Genomic DNA, 19,180 nt, shown 5'->3' with positions numbered 1-19,180 from the left:
AATCGCGCGGGAAGGGGCGTCTTTTTCCTATTAGGAGACTAGCATGATGACTTGTTATTGCGCTCTTTCATTTCACGTTTATCTTGTTGGGCGGCCTTGTCTCCAAATTGATCCAGGCGAGAAGGGCTGCCGGATGGTCCGTTGTTTTTCGGTTTGCTGTTTCTCCCACTCATCTTTATCACCTCCGAAATTCAGCTTTTGCTAAATCGGAAAGGTTCATGCTGGTGCATTCAGGAAGCAAGAAAAGGGTTGTTTTCATGCAGGTAACATGATACATTATGTATCAGAGATACTAAACGTATCAGTCATCTATTATGGACAAGCTAATTTATTGAACGGAGAGGAGCCGAATGATACGCCGTAACCAGCGATTTCGTAACCATCTCGATGACAATCTCATTCATTTGCGCAAGAACTTGTTCATTTCACCATCCGATCCTATGTACTATGAGAAGGTGATCCGGTATCTGGATGCTACTTCACCGGAAGCTCATTATAAGATCGGACAAAAGTTTCAAAGAAGAGGAAATTTTAAGCGAGCAATTTTTCATTACAAAGAAGTTCTTCGCACCTACCCATCGCCGTTCTATTCCGCCGCGAATCGAGCGATTCGCGACATCGAAGAGGAGAAGGCTGCACATGCGATGAACATGCAGCATGCGTTTCCGGAGGAAGCGAAGGGGATTTTGCCGCCTTTTATGAAAACGCTGCTCATCGTTCTACTCGTCCTTAATCTCTTGTTAATTGTTTTGTTTGCAGGGAGCAATCCGCTTTACAAAACCATTTCTACGATGAAGGTCTGGGGCGCTGGCAGCGACATCACTTACGAAACGGTTGACGCGCCTTTCGTGATGTATATCGCGCCTGAGACCGAGAACAAAGCGATTGAAACCGCCTTGCACAAACAAGCGCTGGAGCTGGCTAAGGAAATGCCGCAAACGAATATCCTGATTTACGGCGTTATTTCCCAGGATAACACGTCTCAGGGGAAAACCATGCTTCTCAGGGATGAGGAGCTGACGAAGAGTGCTGTGGTCGTTGCTGAGTACCATCCTGCAACAGATGAAGCCGTAAAAATTCGTTTCTTGAATACCGAATTTGGAAAGCACCAACCGCTTAGTGCGATTGGTGCTAATTTAGTTCGCACGGCGTTGACGGCATACACCAAAGATCATGGCGGCCCGCCAGCCCGTCTGGATGCACTGCTGCAGGATTTTCCGAACAACTATCTTAGCTTTATCCCTTTGGAAGCGACAACGGGCTCTAATGGCATTTCCGAGGCTTTCACGGGGGATGGGGGATGGGTTTATACACCGGATGCGGCAAACCCGTCGCAGATGTTCTATCCGAATTCTGCTAGTGTACAGGACATTCCTTACGAACCCGTTCATATTGAAATTAATAAAAAGGAACATCAACTTAAACTTGTTAGTGGAGATTATATTTTATGGGATAAAGAAATCGGTCTTGGCGCGAATGATCGCACTCCGCTAGGTCAATTCCTAGTGAAGGACCGCGTGCAAAATCCTCAGGGAAGCCGCACGCAAAGCTACGGGGAAGCCGGTTTGGGGTTGGGCGCAATTGCGCTTCACGGCACTTACGATGAAAGTTCCATCGGTTCGGACAAATCGCTGGGATGTGTGAGATTAACGAATGGGGACGTGCAGCAGCTCTTTCCATTTGTGCCTAAGGGCGCAGAAGTTCAGATCCAGGCATCAACATGGGCTGCGCCAAGCCATGAACAGCTGAAGAACATCAATCTGCTTATTCCTGCTTCGCGGCCGACCTTGGATGAATCGCCGGAAGACGTCATATTCCATTGGCTTGGGTAAGTATTTATGCCAAATTTAGTGCCATTACATAAAAAAGCAGCTGAAGCTATCCGATCGTTCCGGATGCCTCAACTGCTTATTTGATTACATTAAGTTTTCCGGATTCAGCTTCTCAAGCTCCGGTAGGACGAAACGTCCGTCTTTGCGAATCAGTACATCGTCAAAGTAAATTTCTCCGCCGCCGTACTCCGGACGCTGGATCAGAACCATATCCCAGTGAACGGAAGAGCGGTTCGTATTATCCGCAGTTTCATAGGCTTGGCCAGGTGTGAAATGGATGCTGCCGTCAATCTTCTCATCGAATAGAATGTCTTTCATCGGATGCTGAATATAAGGATTCACTCCGATAGCGAATTCACCGATATAACGAGCTCCGTCATCCGTATCCAGAATATCGTTTAATTTCTTGGTGTCATTGCTGGTCGCTTCCACAATACGCCCGTTTTCGAAACGAAGCACGATGTTCTCGAAGGAAGTGCCGGAGTAGATCGTTGGTGTATTGTAGCTGATTACACCGTTCACAGAGTCTTTCACTGGGGCTGTGTACACTTCGCCATCCGGAATATTTCTCAGCCCGGAGCAAGGGACTGCGCCAATATTTTTGATGGAGAAGGAGATGTCCGTGCCTTTGGCAACAAGACGGACTTTATCTGTCCGCTTCATCAATTCTACCAGCGATTCCATAGCTGTCGCCATTTTGCTGTAATCGAGGTTGCAAACATCAAAGTAGAAATTTTCGAATTCCTCGGTGCTTTTGCCGGCTAGCTGGGCCATTGAAGGATTCGGGTAGCGCATGACGCACCATTTGGTATTGTTAATGCGCTCGTCAAAGAGAGGACGTTGGAAATATTTCAAGTACAGGCGCATTTGCTCATCAGGCACGTCTGACGATTCTGTAATGTTGTCTCCGCTGCGAACGGCTACATAAGCATCCATCTTTTTCATGCGGGCAAGCTCGAAATCAGCCCATTCACTAAATTGTTCTTGAGTGCCTTTCATTTGCAAGCTTCTCATGACCATAGGATCACGCAGTTCAATGAATGGCTTGCCGCCTACGGCATATACTTCTTCGATGAAGCATTTGGCGAGTTCGGGATCTTTGACGCCAATCATCTCAATCAGAATGCTCTCTCCAGGTTGAAGACTAACGGAATAGCGGATAATGTTGCGGGCAAATGTTTGAAGTCGCGGATCTCTCATGCTATAGGTCTCCCTTTAATTGAAAATTAGTACTTAGAAAGTATATCGCAATGGGAGCCTTAAAGCCAATTGAGCCCTCATTTCATAGAACTTTAAAGGGTATGCTACAATAGAGAATTGTGAAGTACAAGACTTGCTTGAGGAAATCAAACATCAAGAGGAGGACATGCATGGCAAGAGAGCAGATTAAAGTGCCTTTCGGGTATGAACCCCCTGCCCAGACGCACAAAGGGACAGTGTTTGTATTCGAAACATTCGAAGATTGGACGGAGTCCGACATGCAGGCTTTTACGGCATGGGCGGAAGAGAAGAAATTCGTCAGAGCCATCTTTTACCCACAGCATGAAGAAACGCTTCGTAGAATGGATATTACGAGCAGTATGCCCTATTATGCCCGAGTGAAGCATTTGGAAAGCCTTGTGAAACAAGTGAGCACCACGGTTCAAGTAGATGTGGACACATGGGAGGGAAAACGTAAGAAATATACCCCTATGGACACTTCCTTGCATTTTTTAACGGAGAAATCATCAGGTCCTTATTTTTTATGCCTAAGTGATCGCTATGCCAATTTGTTCGTTACGTATCCGTCCTTTAAGGAATGGATTAAGAACCTAAGACTATACATTCATGAGCAATTCCATGTCCCGCTCCATGGCAAGCTGCACGATTACGCTCAAAGATGGGAAACCGTTCGTTTTGGAAATGGCTCTTAAAGAGGGGCTGGCCCCCAAAAAATTAACCATATTAATTATGGTGATAATTGTAGCAGGTATGAGTCAAGGCATGCTTCTGCCGCTGCTAACGATTTTGCTGGATCGATCGGGGGTATCTACCGATGCCAATGGCCTGAATGCCGCTGCCCTGTATATCGGCATCTTCTCGACGATGTTCTTCATCGAAAAGCCGGTCAGGCGGTTTGGCTATAAGCCGGTCATTATGGTTGGGATGGGACTGGTCATCACGGCGAACTGCTTATTTCCTGCCTGGCAGCATATTGGATTCTGGTTTGTGCTTCGCTTAATGGTTGGAATAGGGGATAGCGCTCTTCATTATGCCACACAGCTATGGATTGTAACGTCCAGCCCCAAAGAGCATAGAGGACGCAATATCACGCTGTATGGAATGGCATATGGCATCGGATTCAGTTTAGGGCCTGTTGGGATTACACTTTTAAAAGTGGGGATTTGGGGGCCGTTTCTGACCACGAGCAGCTTTTTTCTTATTATTCTGCTGCTCATGACAAGGCTGAAAAATGAGCGTCCTGAAAGAGGCGAGCGCGTGGAAGCTGTACATAAACGTGCTTCTAAAGTGGCTGCCATTGCTTGGTTTCCGCTAATTACTTCGCTTCTATATGGGTATATGGAAGCTTCTATGAATAGCAACTTTCCGTTGTATGGTTTACGCATAGGTCTGTCAGAGGCTAACATCGGCATTTTACTGCCTGTCATGGGGGTAGGGGGCCTTATCATGCAGCTGCCGCTGGGCATATGGAGTGACCGCATCGGGCGGAAGAAAATCCTCATTTCATCTGGACTTATTGGCGCATTAGCCTTTCTTTGTATCCCATTTGCAGGCACGAAACTGTGGCTGATTGGCTTGTTATTTGCCATTGCCGGAGGCATGGTAGGCTCGTTTTTTTCGCTTGGACTAGCCTATGCGGCAGACATTTTACCCAGACATCTGCTTCCCACGGCCAACGTATTGGCGTCTATTCAATACAGTGTAGGGAGCATTGCGGGCCCTTTAATCGGAGGAATAGCTATTCGTTACTCGAATGTGGCCAGTATTTTTTATATGCTCAGCCTCATTTACGTCCTATTCGCACTTTCTGGGCTTAGGTTTCGCCGTGAAACTGCGGCATAAAGAAAGACACTCTTACCCGAGAATGGCGAGAGTGTCTTTTGCATGTTTTAACCTATTTCATAATCAGCTGCCTGATCCGTCATATAGCGTTCCGTCAGAATCGTCAGCATGGAGATGCCGATTTGGTTTTCTCCGCCTTCAGGAATAATAATGTCCGCATATTTCTTGGAAGGCTCGATGAAAGCATCATGCATCGGCTTCACTGTCGTCAAATACTGATCGAAGACCGATTGCAGCGTGCGCCCCCGTTCATTAATGTCCCGAGAAAGTCGGCGAAGGATACGCACATCCGGGTCTGTATCAACAAACACCTTGATATTCAATGCGCTGCGAAGATCTTCATCGGTTAATACATGAATGCCTTCTAGCAACACAATAGGCTTAACTTCAACGCGGATCGTTTCTTGCGAGCGCGCATGCTTCGAGAAATCATAAACGGGGATATTGACTGCGTTTCCGTTCTTCAATTCATTCAGATGCTTAAGCAGCAGCTCGTTCTCAAACGCGCGCGGGTGATCGTAGTTAATGCGCTCCCGTTCTTCAAAAGTAAGACCACTATGATGAAGATAGTAATTATCTTGTGAAATTAATGTCACGTTCGTGGATCCCAGCTTATTAATGATCGATCTGGCTACTGTAGTTTTTCCTGAACCGGTACCTCCGGCAATTCCGATAACGAGCATGAAATGTAGTGCCTCCCCAAATAACTTGAAAACCTTCCCCAGTAGTTTAACATATTGTTCATATAAAAAGAAAAAGTGATCGAATTTCGATCACCTTTTACATAGAACCGATGTTTACCTAATTTGCTTAGGGGTGTGAAATTTCACTTGATTGGCATCGACGTCCTGAGAAGCTTGGTTCAATTGTTCCAGCGTTTGCTGGATTTGCTGCCCGTACTGCTCATTATTGTAGGTTTGAAGCTGAGCCTGAGCATCTCTGACCTTGTGCTTGGCTTGCGTTAGAGCAGCTTGTGCGGATTGGATATCTTGAGGGTGAGCCTGCATGATGGCTCTTTGCAGTTTATACTCAGCATCTTGAGCCAGTCGTATGGCTTGATCTGCTGCGTCAATGGCGTGTTGGACCTGCATCGAAAACTCACGGGTGTCGGACATAGGGGAGAGCCTCCTAAGAATCGTGTTATTTTAAAATGAACAGTGACTTTACTACATTGCTCCAAAGCTGGGGAAATCATTCTTAATTCGGGAAATGAAATTATTTCCTGGGTAAGCGCAAAATGTGAGCGTTCTCATGATGATTCGACAAGAAAAGTCTGAAAATTAAGAATACATTGAATAGCGTTCAAATAAAGGGTTTTGTTTCCAAAATATAAGTGGACAAACCATATGAATATTCATAAGCTAAAGAGGATAGCTTTTTTTGACATGAATAGACAATTAACGATTAAATAGGGGATGAAAAGATGAGATTTTGTAAAAGTATTTGCTTGGCAGCTGCAATGGCCATCTTGATTTCCGGATGCGGGTCAGCCAAAACGAGTACAGCGCCGACAAATGCGTATACGCCAACGTTAGAAGTCAGCGCGGCTGTCAATGGCGATGCCGTAACGCTGCAGATGACGACGGACCTGAAGATTTCCAAGGAGCATTATGATCATCAACGGGTTGAAGGGGAAGGTCATATCCATATTTCCCTGGATAAAGGCGAGAAAATTGTCGTGACGGACAAGCAGAAAGTGCTGGATCATTTGAGCAAGGGGCCGCATGAGGTCAAAGTATCCTTACATAACAACGATCATACGCCTTATGACGTTAGCAAAACGATAACGTTCGACGTGAAATAGGAGCCTCTTGCATATGCCCATACTGCGAAAGAAGCTCAGTTTACAGAAACGAATCGTATTTCTAATTACATCGGTGACGGTCATTATGATTTCGACGATGATGGTGTTCGATACGAAGAGTTTAAATCAATCCATCAAAGAAGCTTATGTGAGCCAAATTAGCGGCATGACCATCGCCATCAACGGGCGTTACGAGGAATCCCGCTCGATTTCGGATGTGCAGCAAATTTTTGACTATATTCAATATAAAAACACGCGGGTTCTCGAAATGAAGCTGTACAGCAAAGACGGAGCTATATTGGCTGCTTCTGATCGCGAACAGGTCGGCAAGCGTATGGATTCGTCCAGCATTATTATCCCAAAGCAGGACAAAACGATCGTAGACCGGCTGCCGATGGCGAAAAACGAGAAGCCGGTTGTTCGGCTCATTGCGCCGCTGCAGGAAGATGGCATGGTTGTTGGAGCGGTGGAAGTTATTTTCGACTCTTCCGAGGAGTCTGTGCTGCTTAAGAAGCGCACGAAACTCATTTTAGCTGTAGGAATTAGCATTGCTATTATCTTATCCGTTTTGCTCTGGCTCATTTTACGCACAATTGTTATTCGACCTTTAAGCAAGCTTCGCGAAGCCGCTGTAATTGTCAAGCAGGGAGGGGAGCTTCCATTGCTGCAATTTCAGACTTCTCCCGAAATTACGGAAGTATCCGAGGCTTTTAATGATATGGTGAAAAATCTGGATGAACGCTATAAGGAGCTCCAACAGGCGCTGAACACGCTGCAAATTACGCAGGATCAGTTGGTTCAATCCGAGAAAATGGGAGCCTTAGGCAACCTTGTTGCGGGTGTCTCTCATGAGATTAATACACCCATTGGCATCGGAGTTACCGCGATTACCTATTTGGATCAGAAGACGAAGGATTTCCGGAGCTTGTACGAAACAGGTAAAATGAAAAAGTCTGATTTGGAGCAGTTTCTTTCCATAATTGGTGAAACGAACGCCATGGTCCAGACGAATTTGGAACGTGCCTCTTCGTTGGTTCGCAGCTTTAAACAAATTTCCGTTGATCAGAGCGTGGAAGTGAAGCGTACATTTCTTTTGAGGGAGTATCTAGAAGGAATCGTTGCCAGCTTAAAGCCATCACTGAAGAAAACGAGACTTCGTGTAGACATCTATTGTGATGACCGCCTTAATCTTTATACTTATCCCGGAGCTTTATCGCAAATTGTTACGAATTTAGTTATGAATTCATTGAATCATGCCTATGGGCCAGAGGATGAAGGCAGCCTGAGCATTCGTGTTACTGAACACCAAGATCATATTCGGATCGCTTATTCCGATGACGGGAAGGGAATGACGCAGGAGGTACTGGATCATATTTTTGACCCCTTCTTTACGACCAGCCGCGGGAAAGGAGGTACCGGCTTAGGCATGAATATCGTTTATAACCTTGTCACGCAATCGCTGAATGGCAACATCCAGTGCTTGAGTACGCTGGGACAAGGCAGTTTGTTTATGATCACGATTCCGTTAGAGGAGGAGTCAGAGCTATGACGAGACAGGATGGGTTAATGGACCTGGATGAACTTCTTTTTGCTGATGAGGAAGAGAACGTTCCCACTAATGATTTGGTGATGGAACAGGAACCATGGATTGTCTTAATTGTCGATGATGAAAAACAGATTCATCAAGTGACGAAGATGGTTTTGCAGGATTTTGAGTTTGATGGCAGGAAGTTGGAGTTTCATAGCGCTTTTTCCGCAGCAGAAGCCAAACAAGTCCTAGAGCAGCAGCCTAATGCAGCATTGGTTTTGCTCGATGTAGTTATGGAACAGGAAGATGCAGGGCTTCGAACTGTAAGATATATACGCGAGGAATTAAAAAATACAGCGATACGAATTATTTTGCGTACAGGCCAACCCGGTCAAGCTCCTGAGCGTACCGTCATTATGGATTATGACATTAATGATTACAAAGAGAAAACCGAGCTAACGACCCAAAAGCTGTTCACGACCGTCGTTACCGCGCTGCGCTCATATCGGGATTTGAAGACAATTGAGAAAAGCAGATCAGGCCTGGAGGAAATCATTAAATCTTCGGCAACGCTATTTGAGCTGCAATCTATGAAGAAGTTTGCCTCGGGCGTATTGATGCAAATGACCTCAATCGTTAACTTGCATAAAAATGCTATACATTGCAGCTTTGCCGTAACAAAAGGCGTCGAGGATATTTATATCTTGGCTGCGAGCGGCGACTATGCGTCCAATCAGGATGAAAGAGCGCGTGATGTCGTTCCCGAGCACGTTCTTGGTGAGATTGAGCTCGCTTTTCTAACGAAAAAAAGCTCATTCGCTTCCGACCGTTTTGTGATTTATTTTCAAAGCAAGATGGGTATGGAGAATGTCATTTATATGAATGGCTTCAAAGAGCTGAGCGAGTGGGAGCGGTATTTGATCGATATCTACTGCACGAACGTTTCCGTTGCTTTCGAGAATATCTATTTGAATGAAGAATTGGAAAGTACACAGCAAGAAATCATCTATACGATGGGTGAAATCACGGAAACAAGATCCCGGGAAACAGGACATCATGTGAAGCGAGTAGCGGAATATTCGCGTTTGCTGGCGATAAAATACGGATTGTCAGAACAGGAAGCAGAGGTTATTCGTCTAGCCTCACCGATGCATGATGTGGGGAAAGTCGGGATTCCGGATGCGATACTGAATAAGCCAGGCCCATTGACACAGGAAGAATTCGAAATTATGAAAACCCACTCGAACTTGGGTTATGAAATGCTGAAGCATTCGAACAAGCAAGTGTTGAACGCAGCGGCTATCATTGCGCAGCAGCATCATGAGCGATTCGATGGTTCAGGGTATCCGCATGGACTTCGCGGCGAGGATATTCACGTCTATGGGCGTATTACGGCGTTAGCCGATGTGTTTGACGCACTATGCAGTGATCGTGTTTATAAGAAAGCATGGGAGCTGGAGAAGGTGCTGGATTTATTGAAATCCGAACGCGGCCGTCATTTTGATCCCGTGGTTGTGGATCTTTTTCTGGAGCACTTGGATGAATTTCTGGTGATCAAGGAGCTCTACAGAGAACAACGTTAACGGCATTAAGGATCGAAAAAGCATAATAAGCCGTCAGCCTTCTCATACTAGGTGGGAGATGATGGAGGTGAAGGCAATGACCAAAGTGAATCGTCCTGATAAGAAAAATAATCAACAGAATGATGCTTCTTTGATGGAAGAAGCTCAGACGTTAAAGAAGCAGAATGCTGCTGAATTTCCACCTAGCTTAAACAACATTAACAAAACGAATTCATAGTTAAAGCGGTAAGGCTGTTCAAAAGGTCACGAAAGACCTGCGAGCAGCCTTTTCTTATAGGCATATGAAAATTTGGTCAAAAACGCGGATTATGTGGTGTGATTCCCGAATCCATATAAAAAAAGGGCTTGAACCTGCTTCTTTGTCACTCTTACGGAGACGGAGGAGCATTTATTTTAATTGACATTTCCTGTATGCTAATAAAGGGCTAGAGACAGAGAGAAAGAAGGTGTCACCATGGAAGGAATTGGACTCGTACTGGAAGGCGGAGGTATGAGAGGCGTATATACCGCGGGAGTCTTGGAATACTTTATGGAGCAAGATTGGTATTTTCCGTATGTGGTTGGTGTATCAGCGGGGGCCTGCAACGCGGTATCCTATATTTCGAAACAACCTGGTCGCAATAAGAAAGTGACCATTGACTATATTGGAGATCATCGCTATTTAAGTTATCGCAATTTATTGCGTCATAAAAGCATCTTTGGAATGGATTTCATCTTTAATGAACTGCCTAATCATTTAGTGCCGTTTGATTACGATGCATTCTATCGTTCCCCCCAGCAATTCGCTATTGGAACTACCGATGCGCACACAGGAGAACCGGTCTATTATACGAAGCATCAGCTCGACCAACAAACGATGCCGATCGTTCAAGCATCAAGTTCGCTGCCGTTTGTTGCGCAGCCCATCCATTATGAGGGACGCACCTTATTTGATGGGGGCTTGGTAGACCCTATCCCTGTGAGGAAGTCGGTCGCAGACGGGAACAAAAAACATATCATCGTATTAACCAAAGAGATGGGTTACCGCAAGACCCCTTTTAAACAGCGCTGGTTAGCTAAAAGCTTCTACCCGAAATATGATGGCTTGGTAGATGTGTTAGTTAATCGCAGTGAAATTTATAACGGCACGCTAGAGCTCGTTAGGCAAATGGAAGCGGATGGCAGCGCGATCGTCATTCGCCCATCGTCCAAAGTGCTGGTAGGTCGAATGGAGAAAAATCCTAAGAAACTCGAAGTTTTACATGAGTTGGGTTATCAGGATGCGAAGCGGCTAGGCTCTCAATTGAAAGACTGGCTTGTTAATTAATCGATGGATAAGAAGAAAAAGTAACCGAATGTTCATATGAACTGCGATTACTATGAAAAGGAATGGTGGTTTTTGTTTGCATTCATAGCGAACATGCGGTATGGTAATATCAAACCAATAAGAACCCACGGGAGCTTGAGTCGTCAGGCTGAGATTGTGACCGAAATGTCACTAACCGTTAATCTGATCTGGGTAATGCCAGCGTAGAGAATTCACACAAAATGTTTGTCTATTTATTAATTTTGTATGGGTTTATCATTTTTCTACCAATGGCGCTCCCGGATAACGGGAGCTTTTTCTTGTGGTTATATAGATATAAGGGAGAGGGAAACAAGAAATGAACTGGAAAAAAATTGCACCACTCATGCTCGTTAGCTTGACTGTCCTTGCAGCAGGTTGCGGGAATCAAGAGGCTAAACCAGCTAATCCGGCTAGCCCGGCTAATTCAACCAGCCCAGCCGCTTCGGCAAAACCGCTTACGTATGTAAAGGTTGTTCTGGATTGGACGCCGAACACCAATCATACGGGTCTGTATGTGGCGAAAGACCAAGGATTTTTTGAACAAGAAGGACTGAATGTTCAAATCATTGCGCCTGGCGACGCCGGAGCGGATGCGATGATTGCTTCGGGAGCGGCTGAATTCGGGGTCTCCTATCAAGAAAGCATCACGCAAGGTCGCATCCAAGGTGTACCCCTCGTTTCCATTGCAGCTGTTATTCAGCATAATACATCAGGATTTGCTTCACCTGTAGCGAAAAACATTAAAACGCCTAAGGATTTCGAAGGAAAAACATACGGTGGTTGGGGAGCTCCGTCTGAAAGCGCAATGATCGACTCGCTGATGCAATCCGAGAAAGCCGATCCAAGCAAAGTGAAAATCGTGAATATCGGTGATGCCGATTATTTCACAGCGGTCAAAAGAGATATCGACTTCGCATGGATTTATTATGCTTGGACAGGTGTGGATGCAGAGCTTCGCGGAGAGCCGATGAATATGATTTATTTGAACAAATATTCGGATAAACTGGACTACTATACTCCTGTATTAGCTACAAATGAAAAAATGATTAAAGAAAAGCCTGAGCTTGTTAAAGCGTTCACTGCCGCAGCAGCCAAGGGTTATCAATTCGCGATCAGCAAGCCTGAGGATGCCGCTAATATCTTGATCAAAGCCGTACCTGATTTGGATGCCAAACTCGTGATGGCCAGTCAAAAATGGCTTAGCCCTCGCTATCAGGATGATGCGCCGCGTTGGGGCGAACAAAAGCGTCAAGTATGGGAAAATTATGCGAACTGGATGTTGGAGCATAAGCTTTTGGAGAAAAATCTCGATGTTGATGCAGCGTTTACGAACAATTTCTTACCTGCTGTCACGAAATAATTTTATGACTCGGAAGGGGCATTTACGATGGCTAACGCACTTGTAAGTATTCAAATTATTCCCAAAACCAAAAACAATGAAGATGTGATCCCGTATGTGGATCGGGCGATTGAAGTCATCGCCAAGTCAGGTGTGAAATATTTCGTTTCTCCACTTGAGACGACGATGGAAGGGGAACTGGATCAGCTTATGCTGATCATCCAAGATATGAACGCAGCGATGATTGAGATGGGCAGCCCCAACGTTATCTCGCAAGTGAAAATCTATTTTAACCCGTCCGGCGCATCGATGGACAAACTGACGGAGAAATACAGATAATGAAAATGAAGAACGGATTGAAAGCAGGGTGGCCACCGATTGTTGTGGTCATCCTTCTCTTGCTTATTTGGCAGCTTGCGGTGACTTGGGGAGGAACGGCTAGCTGGCTGCTTCCAAGTCCGCTCAAGATCTGGCAGGACGGTACAACGGACATGCCTCGGGTATGGATGCACACATTTGCTACAGTTCGTTTAATGTTAATAGGGTTTATTGTTGGTGTAACAGGAGGTGTCATCGTAGCAAGCTGCTTGCATCGAGTGCCTTTTCTGAAAGCGGGATTTTATCCGCTCCTCATTCTTTCGCAAAACGTCCCGGTTATCGCGCTGGGACCGCTGCTAATTATTTTATTTGGTTTCGGCATTTTACCTAAAATTATTTTGATCGCATTAGTTTGTTTCTTTCCTGTCACCATGTCAACGCTTGACGGATTTATGCAGACGGACCGAAACATGTACAACTATATGCAAATGATTGGCGCCAGCAGGCGGCAGATTTTTTATAAATTAGAGCTGCCGCATGCCCTTCCGTTTCTGTTTACCGGGCTCAAAATTTCCGCTACATACAGCGTCATGGGAGCTGTTATTGCAGAGTGGCTGGGCGGCGGTGTCGGCCTGGGATATTATATGATTTTGCAGAAATCAGGTTTTCGTGCAGATCGCGAATTTGTCGCCATATTAATCATTGTTGTGCTTAGTTTGTTGTTCTTCTGGCTGATTGCCGGACTTGAAAAGCTCGTTGTTCGGTGGAACGCGAAACGGTCGTCTTAAGGAAGGGGAGAATGGAACTTGAGCAAATTAGAACTGAAAGGGATCCATCACACGTTCACTGGCAAAAAACAGCGGGTCCCCGTGCTTTCTGATATCTCGCTGCATGTCAAAGAGGGTGAATTCGTTTCCATCATCGGGCCATCCGGAAGCGGGAAAAGCACGCTGTTTCACATCATCGGAGGTCTCATCGCTCCTTCCGAAGGCGAGGTTTGGCTGGATGGCTCCAACGTGACTGGAGCCAAAGGGCTTATCAGCTATATGCCGCAGCAGTCGGCGTTATTCCCTTGGCGCTCTATTGAAGCGAATGTAGCGCTCGCGCAGGAGGTAGCAGGGGTATCGCGTGCTAATGCCTTGGACAAAGCAAGAGAATGGCTGCCTAAGGTTGGATTAGGTGGCTATGAGCACGAGCTGCCGCATGTGTTGTCAGGTGGTATGCAGCAGCGGGTTTCATTCCTGCGGGCACTTTTGAGCCCCCAAGAGGTCATGTGCCTCGATGAGCCGTTCGGCTCCTTGGATGCACTAACACGGCAAGCAATGCAGTCTTGGCTGCTAAATATATGGGAACAAAACAAACGGTCCATTCTGTTTGTAACACACAGCATTGAAGAGGCGATATTCCTCTCGGATCGCATTTATGTTCTCTCGAGCAAGCCTGCACAAGTACTCGAACAATTTGTTGTGCCATTTGAACGGCCACGACATGAAAAAGTGATGATGGACCCGAAATTTCACGAGCTCCGCCAACATATTCAGAGCCTATTGCGTCAGGAGATCCTAACATGAATAATAACAATGCCATTGATGCACATATACATCTTGATATGTATTCAGAAACAGAAGCTCAGAAGATCGTGTCGGAGCTGGATCAATCGCGAGTCGAGGCGCTGATTGCGGTATCCAGACACTTGACATCCTGTTTGGCAACGGAAAGGCTGAGCCTACAAGCGCCAAATCAGGTTTACCCGGCGTATGGCTTTCATCCTGAGCAAGAGATCCCACATGAGGCCGACCTCCAGGAGCTGTTAAAATGGATAAGCGAGCGCGCGAATACAATGGTCGCAGTGGGTGAGATTGGCTTGCCGTATTATAGGAGGCTCGAAGCTGAAGATAGGGGGGAACAACTTGATTACACCCCTTATGTTCAATTGCTGGAACGATTCTTGGAGCTGGCAGCAAAGTTAGATAAGCCTGTTGTCCTGCATGCGGTGTATGAAGATGCCGATGTTGTGTGCGATCTTCTTGAGAAGCATGGTGTTTCAAAGGCGCATTTTCATTGGTTTAAAGGCTCCCCCCAAACCGTTCAACGTATGATTCAAGCTGGATATTACATTTCCATCACGCCGGATGTACTCTATGAAGAAGAAATTCGTGAGCTCGTTCGAAATTATCCGCTTGAGCTACTTATGGTCGAAACAGACGGACCGTGGCCGTTCGAAGGAATCTTCGCAGGTCAGATGACACATCCGCAAATGATTCACAAAGTCATTGAGCAGATTTCGCTTCTGCATGCCGTGGAGTCAGACATCGTGGCGGAAACGGTCCTGCAAAATACGAAACAATTTTACAACCTGCTTACCCTTGGTTAATTGAAACTGGACATCTGTTCGCATTGGTTCTATAATGAAAGAGAACAAGTGTTCGATATCTAGATGAGGTGAGTGTATAAAATGACGGTCAGATGCTCTTGGGTCAATGAGGATCCGTTATATGTCAATTACCATGATCATGAATGGGGAGTTCCGGTCCATGATGATCGCAAATTGTTTGAGATGCTGAATCTGGAAGGGGCACAAGCTGGATTAAGCTGGTATACCATATTGAAAAAACGGGAAGGTTATCGCGAAGCATTTGATGGATTTGATCCGGAAATCATCACACAGTATGATGACAAGAAACTGGCAGAGCTGCTGCTGCATCCCGGGATCGTGCGCAATCGATTGAAAATCGCAGCCGTAGTCCAGAATGCGAAAGCTTATCTGAAAGTGCAGCAAGAATTCGGGTCTTTCGACCAATATATATGGGGATTTGTAGGCGGTCAACCGATCATGAATCACTGGACGGACATGAGTCATGTGCCGGCGACATCGGAGATTTCAGATGCCATGAGCAAGGATTTGAAAAAACGTGGTTTCAAGTTCGTAGGTTCAACGATTTGCTACGCGTATATGCAAGCCGTTGGCATGGTGAACGATCATAATCAAAAGTGCTTTCGTTATCACGGTGTGAATTAAAAAGGAGAAGGCCATCGGTTAAGGATGAAAGTCCCTAGCAGATGGCCTTTTGTGTGCATTCACTCAGGCATATTGGAGTTGTTTCTCCATCAAATTATATTTAATTAAATAGATCCGCTTGCGCACGTAAAAATCATAAACGGCGCCAGTTAATTCTCTTGGCTTAATTCGGTTATTCGTGTCGTTGTCTATGATAATCACGGAGCCGTCGTCATAGAACTTGAACGTATAATCGGCATAGTGAGTATGTGCTTCATCCAGCATGGCGTCAATCTGTCCAGGGAGCAGATGGTCAGTGTCACACAATGCCTTGTGGTACCAATAATCTCTCTCAATAAACCGGAAATTGTGACTGGCGTTCATCATGTAACTACCTCCTCATCTAAATGGAACATTTGTTCTTGTTTTTATTATATCAAACAAATGTTCGCATTGGAAGAGGGGTCTATGAAAAACAGGAAATATTTTCATAGAAAAAACCCTTCAATCAGCTAGATTGAAGGGTAATTGTGGACATGATATGTTTGGTAATCGCTAAACCATGCATTCGGCCTGATTCAATGAAAATTTCGTTCGCATCATATTTGGAGGAAGCCACGACACCCGCGACATACAACCCCGGGATACTCGATTCCATCGTTTCGGGATTAACAATCGGAGCATTCGTTTCTTCGTGAAAACCGACGCCGAGCGAAGTCAGCAGCTCGCGATCAGGTCGAAAGCCGGTTAGGGCCAACACGAAGTCATTATCCAAGGTGACTCGCTCGCTTTCTTTTCGCACCAGGATGGAGTGTTCATCAATGTGTTCAACCTGGGAATCAAACCACATCTGGATTCTTCCTTTGTTCACCATGCTTTCAAAAATAGGGCGGACCCATGGTTTAATGTTAGCCGAGAAATCTTTTCCCCGATAAATAACCGTGACTTCAGCGCCTACTCGAAGTAAATCCATGGCGGCATCTACAGCGGAGTTGTTTCCGCCGATTATGGCCACCTTAGTACCCGAATAAGGATGCGCTTCTTTGTAATAGTGCGTCGTTTTCGGCAGATCCTCTCCAGGGATTCCAAGCATATTAGGATGATCAAAGTAACCGGTAGCTACAATAACTTTCTTAGCTGTATAGACTTTCTTTTTGCCAAATTGATCAGCGGTATGGACGCTAAATCCTGTCTCTATTGGTTCAATAGAAACAACTTCCTCATAGGAATTAATACGAAGCTGCTCTCTTCTGGCGACCTCTCTATAGTAAACCAGTGCTTCTTGGCGATATGGCTTTTCATGAGGGGTGGAGAAAGGGTAGCCGCCAATTTCGAGCAGCTCCGGTGTGCTGAAAAACTGTAAATACGTAGGATACAAATAGATTGCGTTCACGATGCAGCTTTTTTCTATCACTAAGGGGGAAAGCCCTTCACGCTGCAAAGCTACGGCGGCGGACAATCCGCAAGGCCCTGCCCCTACGACGATAACTTGTTCCAAAGTATGACAACCTCCTCTTAGCATTTCCCTCATCCTATAGTAGCGCAAGCTGAAGGGGATGCCAAGTTCGGGCAAGCAAAAATAGAGCAGAGAGCCGACCGATAAATTTCGGAAAGCAATCTGCCCTTCATTTACGCTGCCTGAATTACTTCTGATTCAATTGATGGCCCTCATCACTTTCGCTAATATCGTCTTTAGCTAAATTGACGGGGGTGATACTAGGTGCATTCTCTAACGTGTCATTCACGAACTCCATGTCCTGATTTTTTGCATTCATATTCGTTGTTCCTTTGTAGTTGCCGGTATGTTTTTTGTTTTCCATCGTTTGCCATCCTTTCTGCGTCAGATTAACGTTCAGCCTTAACGTGTACACTTGGGGACAATTTTATTCTCCATAATAAGGAAGGAGCGCGAAAAATCTCTTTAGAGACATGCATGAAAGCTGATCTTGAGGTTGTGTAGTTCACACCAACAAAATCCGCTATAATAAGTGAAGTTGGATAAAAAAGGAGACATGAGACGATGAATTCAAAGCGTATTAAACATATGGTTGTTTTTAATTTGCAAGTTGGCAAGGACACTCCCGAAGCGGAGCAGTTTCTCAAAGAAAGCGCACAAGAACTTGCGGCCATACCTGGGGTCGAGCAATTTGAAGTATTTCGTCAAGTGAGTGCCAAGACGGATTATGATTTCGGATTTTCAATGGTTTTTGCGGATCAAGCGGCCTATGACGCGTATAATGTTCATCCCGTACATACGAAATATGTTGCAGAGCGTTGGGTAAATGAAGTCAGCCGTTTTCAAGAAATTGATTTAACTGTATACGAATAAGGAGCTTCAAGATGAAACCATTCAAATTACCCAAGGAAGAGAAAGATATACTGATCAGCGACTTGCAGGAACATATGGAAAATGATCATGGTGTTACGATGGGCAATTTAGCGGCGGAGCAACTGTTAGACTATATGATCCAACAAGTGGCGGCACCTATTTATAATCAGGCGATTGAAGATGCCAGCAAGACGTTAATGGATAGAATGAGTGTCTTGGAAGACGATCTGTACGCGATGAAAATCTCCAAAAAAACGCGCAGATAGCTTGTGTCAGGTTGGTCTGAGGAGGAATAGAGCACGTTGAATAAGTCCGAAGAAATGTTTGATATCTATGATGAGAAAATGAATTGGCTTGGACAAGCGCCACGCTCCGAGGTTCATGCAAAAGGTTTATGGCATGCTACTTTTCAATGTTGGATTGTAAGTCTGGAAAGTGAAGAGCCTGCGCTGTTGCTTCAGTTAAGACATCCAGATAAGGATTTATTTCCGAATCTGCTCGACATCTCCTGTGCAGGACATCTAGCAGCGGGGGAAACCGTTCAAGATGGCGCTCGCGAGATGAAGGAAGAGCTGGGGTTGACCGTGGACTTCAATGCACTGATACCGTGCGGACTTTTTGCTGAAGAGGATCTGATGTCCGAACATCTTATCGATCGTGAGTTTTGCCATGTTTTTATTTACCGCTGCGATCAATCTCTGGACAAATATGTTTTACAGGCAGATGAGGTAACCGGTTTATTTAAAGTGAGTGCAGCGGAGTTAGAGCGTTTGGTGCATGGAGAAATCGGACAATTAGAAGCAGCGGGCTATCGAACAGGACGAAACGGACAACTGGAGGAAACGAGTTTGCTTGTGTCTGTGAATGATTTGGTCCCACATCCAGCGGCTTATTATGATCTTGTTTTTCAAACGTTAAGGAAACATGACTTGTTTGCATGAAAAAGAACTTATTTCGATGAAATAGCGCCGGTGGAGAACTCCCCTTGCCGCTAAAAACTCAGCGTTACTGCGACGCTTGGCGGAGGGGGTAACCTCATACTAGCGAGCGATACATCCT

At 45.5% G+C, this 19,180-nt stretch carries 24 protein-coding genes; 17 read left to right on the top strand and 7 right to left on the bottom strand.

What is annotated here, in order from left to right; genetic code table 11:
- Positions 1-38: 38 nt before the first annotated feature.
- Positions 39-173: a hypothetical protein gene (locus ACUN27_RS21280; protein WP_258567612.1), complete on the bottom strand. Its 135-nt coding sequence runs from the start codon at positions 171-173 to the stop codon at positions 39-41.
- 177 nt (positions 174-350) lie between these two features.
- On the opposite strand from ACUN27_RS21280, the gene ACUN27_RS21275 reads away from it, so the two are divergent.
- Entirely contained in the window at positions 351-1,832 is a 1,482-nt protein-coding gene (locus ACUN27_RS21275; protein ID WP_445559559.1) for a L,D-transpeptidase family protein, read from the top strand.
- Between the two features lie 84 nt (positions 1,833-1,916).
- Here ACUN27_RS21275 and ACUN27_RS21270 read toward each other — a convergent pair whose 3' ends face one another.
- Positions 1,917-3,032, bottom strand: coding sequence for an aminopeptidase (locus ACUN27_RS21270; RefSeq protein ID WP_326060683.1), 1,116 nt, complete (start codon positions 3,030-3,032; stop codon positions 1,917-1,919).
- A gap of 170 nt (positions 3,033-3,202) precedes the next feature.
- Between ACUN27_RS21270 and ACUN27_RS21265 the strand changes: the two genes are divergently transcribed.
- Both ACUN27_RS21265 and ACUN27_RS21260 read left to right on the top strand, forming a co-directional pair.
- Positions 3,203-3,745 carry a hypothetical protein gene (locus ACUN27_RS21265; RefSeq protein WP_315949703.1) on the top strand — a complete coding sequence of 181 codons (543 nt, stop codon included), beginning with the start codon at positions 3,203-3,205 and terminating at the stop codon, positions 3,743-3,745.
- Positions 3,660-4,895, top strand: coding sequence for an MFS transporter (locus tag ACUN27_RS21260; RefSeq protein ID WP_315949704.1), 1,236 nt, complete (start codon positions 3,660-3,662; stop codon positions 4,893-4,895). Before ACUN27_RS21265 ends, ACUN27_RS21260 begins: the two co-directional genes overlap by 86 nt.
- 47 nt (positions 4,896-4,942) lie before the next feature.
- Here ACUN27_RS21260 and udk read toward each other — a convergent pair whose 3' ends face one another.
- Complete coding sequence (udk, locus tag ACUN27_RS21255; protein WP_127456463.1) at positions 4,943-5,578, bottom strand: uridine kinase; 636 nt, start codon at positions 5,576-5,578, stop codon at positions 4,943-4,945.
- Between the two features lie 114 nt (positions 5,579-5,692).
- A complete protein-coding gene (locus ACUN27_RS21250; protein ID WP_315949705.1) occupies positions 5,693-6,010 on the bottom strand; it encodes a hypothetical protein in 318 nt (105 codons plus the stop codon).
- Between the two features lie 308 nt (positions 6,011-6,318).
- On the opposite strand from ACUN27_RS21250, the gene ACUN27_RS21245 reads away from it, so the two are divergent.
- The 11 genes from ACUN27_RS21245 to ACUN27_RS21195 all read left to right on the top strand — a co-directional run bounded on the left by ACUN27_RS21245 (position 6,319) and on the right by ACUN27_RS21195 (position 15,813).
- Positions 6,319-6,699 carry a hypothetical protein gene (locus tag ACUN27_RS21245; protein WP_315949706.1) on the top strand — a complete coding sequence of 127 codons (381 nt, stop codon included), beginning with the start codon at positions 6,319-6,321 and terminating at the stop codon, positions 6,697-6,699.
- A 13-nt stretch (positions 6,700-6,712) separates the two neighbouring features.
- On the top strand, positions 6,713-8,248 hold the full coding sequence (locus tag ACUN27_RS21240; RefSeq protein WP_315949707.1) for a sensor histidine kinase: 1,536 nt from the start codon (positions 6,713-6,715) through the stop codon (positions 8,246-8,248).
- Positions 8,245-9,810, top strand: coding sequence for a DUF3369 domain-containing protein (locus ACUN27_RS21235; RefSeq protein ID WP_315949708.1), 1,566 nt, complete (start codon positions 8,245-8,247; stop codon positions 9,808-9,810). Before ACUN27_RS21240 ends, ACUN27_RS21235 begins: the two co-directional genes overlap by 4 nt.
- Before the next feature lie 61 nt (positions 9,811-9,871).
- Entirely contained in the window at positions 9,872-10,027 is a 156-nt protein-coding gene (locus tag ACUN27_RS21230; RefSeq protein ID WP_315949709.1) for a hypothetical protein, read from the top strand.
- A gap of 237 nt (positions 10,028-10,264) precedes the next feature.
- Positions 10,265-11,116 (top strand): patatin-like phospholipase family protein, encoded by an 852-nt coding sequence (locus tag ACUN27_RS21225; protein ID WP_315949710.1) that lies wholly within the window; start codon positions 10,265-10,267, stop codon positions 11,114-11,116.
- A 337-nt stretch (positions 11,117-11,453) separates the two neighbouring features.
- Complete coding sequence (locus tag ACUN27_RS21220) at positions 11,454-12,497, top strand: ABC transporter substrate-binding protein (RefSeq protein WP_326060680.1); 1,044 nt, start codon at positions 11,454-11,456, stop codon at positions 12,495-12,497.
- 27 nt (positions 12,498-12,524) lie between these two features.
- Positions 12,525-12,815, top strand: a complete 291-nt coding sequence (locus ACUN27_RS21215) for a thiamine-binding protein (RefSeq protein WP_167054316.1) — start codon at positions 12,525-12,527, stop codon at positions 12,813-12,815.
- Entirely contained in the window at positions 12,815-13,582 is a 768-nt protein-coding gene (locus tag ACUN27_RS21210; protein ID WP_315949712.1) for an ABC transporter permease, read from the top strand. The genes ACUN27_RS21215 and ACUN27_RS21210 overlap by 1 nt, the downstream gene beginning before the upstream one ends.
- An 18-nt stretch (positions 13,583-13,600) precedes the next feature.
- On the top strand, positions 13,601-14,365 hold the full coding sequence (locus tag ACUN27_RS21205; protein WP_315949713.1) for an ABC transporter ATP-binding protein: 765 nt from the start codon (positions 13,601-13,603) through the stop codon (positions 14,363-14,365).
- A complete protein-coding gene (locus ACUN27_RS21200) occupies positions 14,362-15,168 on the top strand; it encodes a TatD family hydrolase (RefSeq protein WP_326060679.1) in 807 nt (268 codons plus the stop codon). The genes ACUN27_RS21205 and ACUN27_RS21200 overlap by 4 nt, the downstream gene beginning before the upstream one ends.
- A gap of 81 nt (positions 15,169-15,249) precedes the next feature.
- Positions 15,250-15,813 (top strand): DNA-3-methyladenine glycosylase I, encoded by a 564-nt coding sequence (locus ACUN27_RS21195; RefSeq protein WP_315949715.1) that lies wholly within the window; start codon positions 15,250-15,252, stop codon positions 15,811-15,813.
- Between the two features lie 63 nt (positions 15,814-15,876).
- Here the strand turns inward: ACUN27_RS21195 and ACUN27_RS21190 are convergent, their stop codons facing one another.
- The 3 genes from ACUN27_RS21190 to ACUN27_RS21180 all read right to left on the bottom strand — a co-directional run bounded on the left by ACUN27_RS21190 (position 15,877) and on the right by ACUN27_RS21180 (position 17,612).
- Positions 15,877-16,179, bottom strand: a complete 303-nt coding sequence (locus ACUN27_RS21190) for a hypothetical protein (RefSeq protein ID WP_315949716.1) — start codon at positions 16,177-16,179, stop codon at positions 15,877-15,879.
- Positions 16,180-16,300: 121 nt separating this feature from the next.
- A complete protein-coding gene (locus ACUN27_RS21185; protein ID WP_315949717.1) occupies positions 16,301-17,290 on the bottom strand; it encodes a YpdA family putative bacillithiol disulfide reductase in 990 nt (329 codons plus the stop codon).
- A gap of 145 nt (positions 17,291-17,435) precedes the next feature.
- Positions 17,436-17,612, bottom strand: coding sequence for a hypothetical protein (locus ACUN27_RS21180; RefSeq protein WP_164819703.1), 177 nt, complete (start codon positions 17,610-17,612; stop codon positions 17,436-17,438).
- Between the two features lie 200 nt (positions 17,613-17,812).
- On the opposite strand from ACUN27_RS21180, the gene ACUN27_RS21175 reads away from it, so the two are divergent.
- From ACUN27_RS21175 to ACUN27_RS21165, 3 genes are read left to right on the top strand one after another with little or no spacing between them, the layout of a single operon-like run.
- The gene (locus ACUN27_RS21175; RefSeq protein WP_315949718.1) at positions 17,813-18,121 is read left to right on the top strand and encodes a Dabb family protein; all 309 of its coding nucleotides are present in this window, start codon (positions 17,813-17,815) and stop codon (positions 18,119-18,121) included.
- Between the two features lie 11 nt (positions 18,122-18,132).
- Complete coding sequence (locus tag ACUN27_RS21170; protein WP_315949719.1) at positions 18,133-18,387, top strand: DUF2164 domain-containing protein; 255 nt, start codon at positions 18,133-18,135, stop codon at positions 18,385-18,387.
- A gap of 36 nt (positions 18,388-18,423) precedes the next feature.
- Positions 18,424-19,062, top strand: coding sequence for an NUDIX hydrolase (locus ACUN27_RS21165; RefSeq protein WP_315949720.1), 639 nt, complete (start codon positions 18,424-18,426; stop codon positions 19,060-19,062).
- The last annotated feature ends 118 nt before the right edge of the window (positions 19,063-19,180 follow it).

It is taken from the genome of Paenibacillus sp. WC2504 (assembly GCF_052682475.1).
The sequence above is the reverse complement of the archived record's forward strand: the minus strand, read 5'-3'. Positions and strand labels throughout refer to the sequence as shown.

Coding starts and splice junctions, on each gene's coding strand:
- ACUN27_RS21235 (WP_315949708.1), top strand. CDS start 8,245: ATGACGAGACAGGATGGGTTAATGGACCTGGATGAACTTCTTTTTGCT.
- ACUN27_RS21220 (WP_326060680.1), top strand. CDS start 11,454: ATGAACTGGAAAAAAATTGCACCACTCATGCTCGTTAGCTTGACTGTC.
- ACUN27_RS21190 (WP_315949716.1), bottom strand. CDS start 16,179: ATGATGAACGCCAGTCACAATTTCCGGTTTATTGAGAGAGATTATTGG.
- ACUN27_RS21260 (WP_315949704.1), top strand. CDS start 3,660: ATGAGCAATTCCATGTCCCGCTCCATGGCAAGCTGCACGATTACGCTC.
- ACUN27_RS21280 (WP_258567612.1), bottom strand. CDS start 173: ATGAGTGGGAGAAACAGCAAACCGAAAAACAACGGACCATCCGGCAGC.
- ACUN27_RS21215 (WP_167054316.1), top strand. CDS start 12,525: ATGGCTAACGCACTTGTAAGTATTCAAATTATTCCCAAAACCAAAAAC.
- ACUN27_RS21195 (WP_315949715.1), top strand. CDS start 15,250: ATGACGGTCAGATGCTCTTGGGTCAATGAGGATCCGTTATATGTCAAT.
- ACUN27_RS21270 (WP_326060683.1), bottom strand. CDS start 3,032: ATGAGAGATCCGCGACTTCAAACATTTGCCCGCAACATTATCCGCTAT.
- ACUN27_RS21230 (WP_315949709.1), top strand. CDS start 9,872: ATGGAGGTGAAGGCAATGACCAAAGTGAATCGTCCTGATAAGAAAAAT.
- ACUN27_RS21240 (WP_315949707.1), top strand. CDS start 6,713: ATGCCCATACTGCGAAAGAAGCTCAGTTTACAGAAACGAATCGTATTT.
- ACUN27_RS21250 (WP_315949705.1), bottom strand. CDS start 6,010: ATGTCCGACACCCGTGAGTTTTCGATGCAGGTCCAACACGCCATTGAC.
- ACUN27_RS21245 (WP_315949706.1), top strand. CDS start 6,319: ATGAGATTTTGTAAAAGTATTTGCTTGGCAGCTGCAATGGCCATCTTG.
- udk (WP_127456463.1), bottom strand. CDS start 5,578: ATGCTCGTTATCGGAATTGCCGGAGGTACCGGTTCAGGAAAAACTACA.
- ACUN27_RS21200 (WP_326060679.1), top strand. CDS start 14,362: ATGAATAATAACAATGCCATTGATGCACATATACATCTTGATATGTAT.
- ACUN27_RS21170 (WP_315949719.1), top strand. CDS start 18,133: ATGAAACCATTCAAATTACCCAAGGAAGAGAAAGATATACTGATCAGC.
- ACUN27_RS21275 (WP_445559559.1), top strand. CDS start 351: ATGATACGCCGTAACCAGCGATTTCGTAACCATCTCGATGACAATCTC.
- ACUN27_RS21225 (WP_315949710.1), top strand. CDS start 10,265: ATGGAAGGAATTGGACTCGTACTGGAAGGCGGAGGTATGAGAGGCGTA.
- ACUN27_RS21210 (WP_315949712.1), top strand. CDS start 12,815: ATGAAAATGAAGAACGGATTGAAAGCAGGGTGGCCACCGATTGTTGTG.
- ACUN27_RS21180 (WP_164819703.1), bottom strand. CDS start 17,612: ATGGAAAACAAAAAACATACCGGCAACTACAAAGGAACAACGAATATG.
- ACUN27_RS21175 (WP_315949718.1), top strand. CDS start 17,813: ATGAATTCAAAGCGTATTAAACATATGGTTGTTTTTAATTTGCAAGTT.
- ACUN27_RS21265 (WP_315949703.1), top strand. CDS start 3,203: ATGGCAAGAGAGCAGATTAAAGTGCCTTTCGGGTATGAACCCCCTGCC.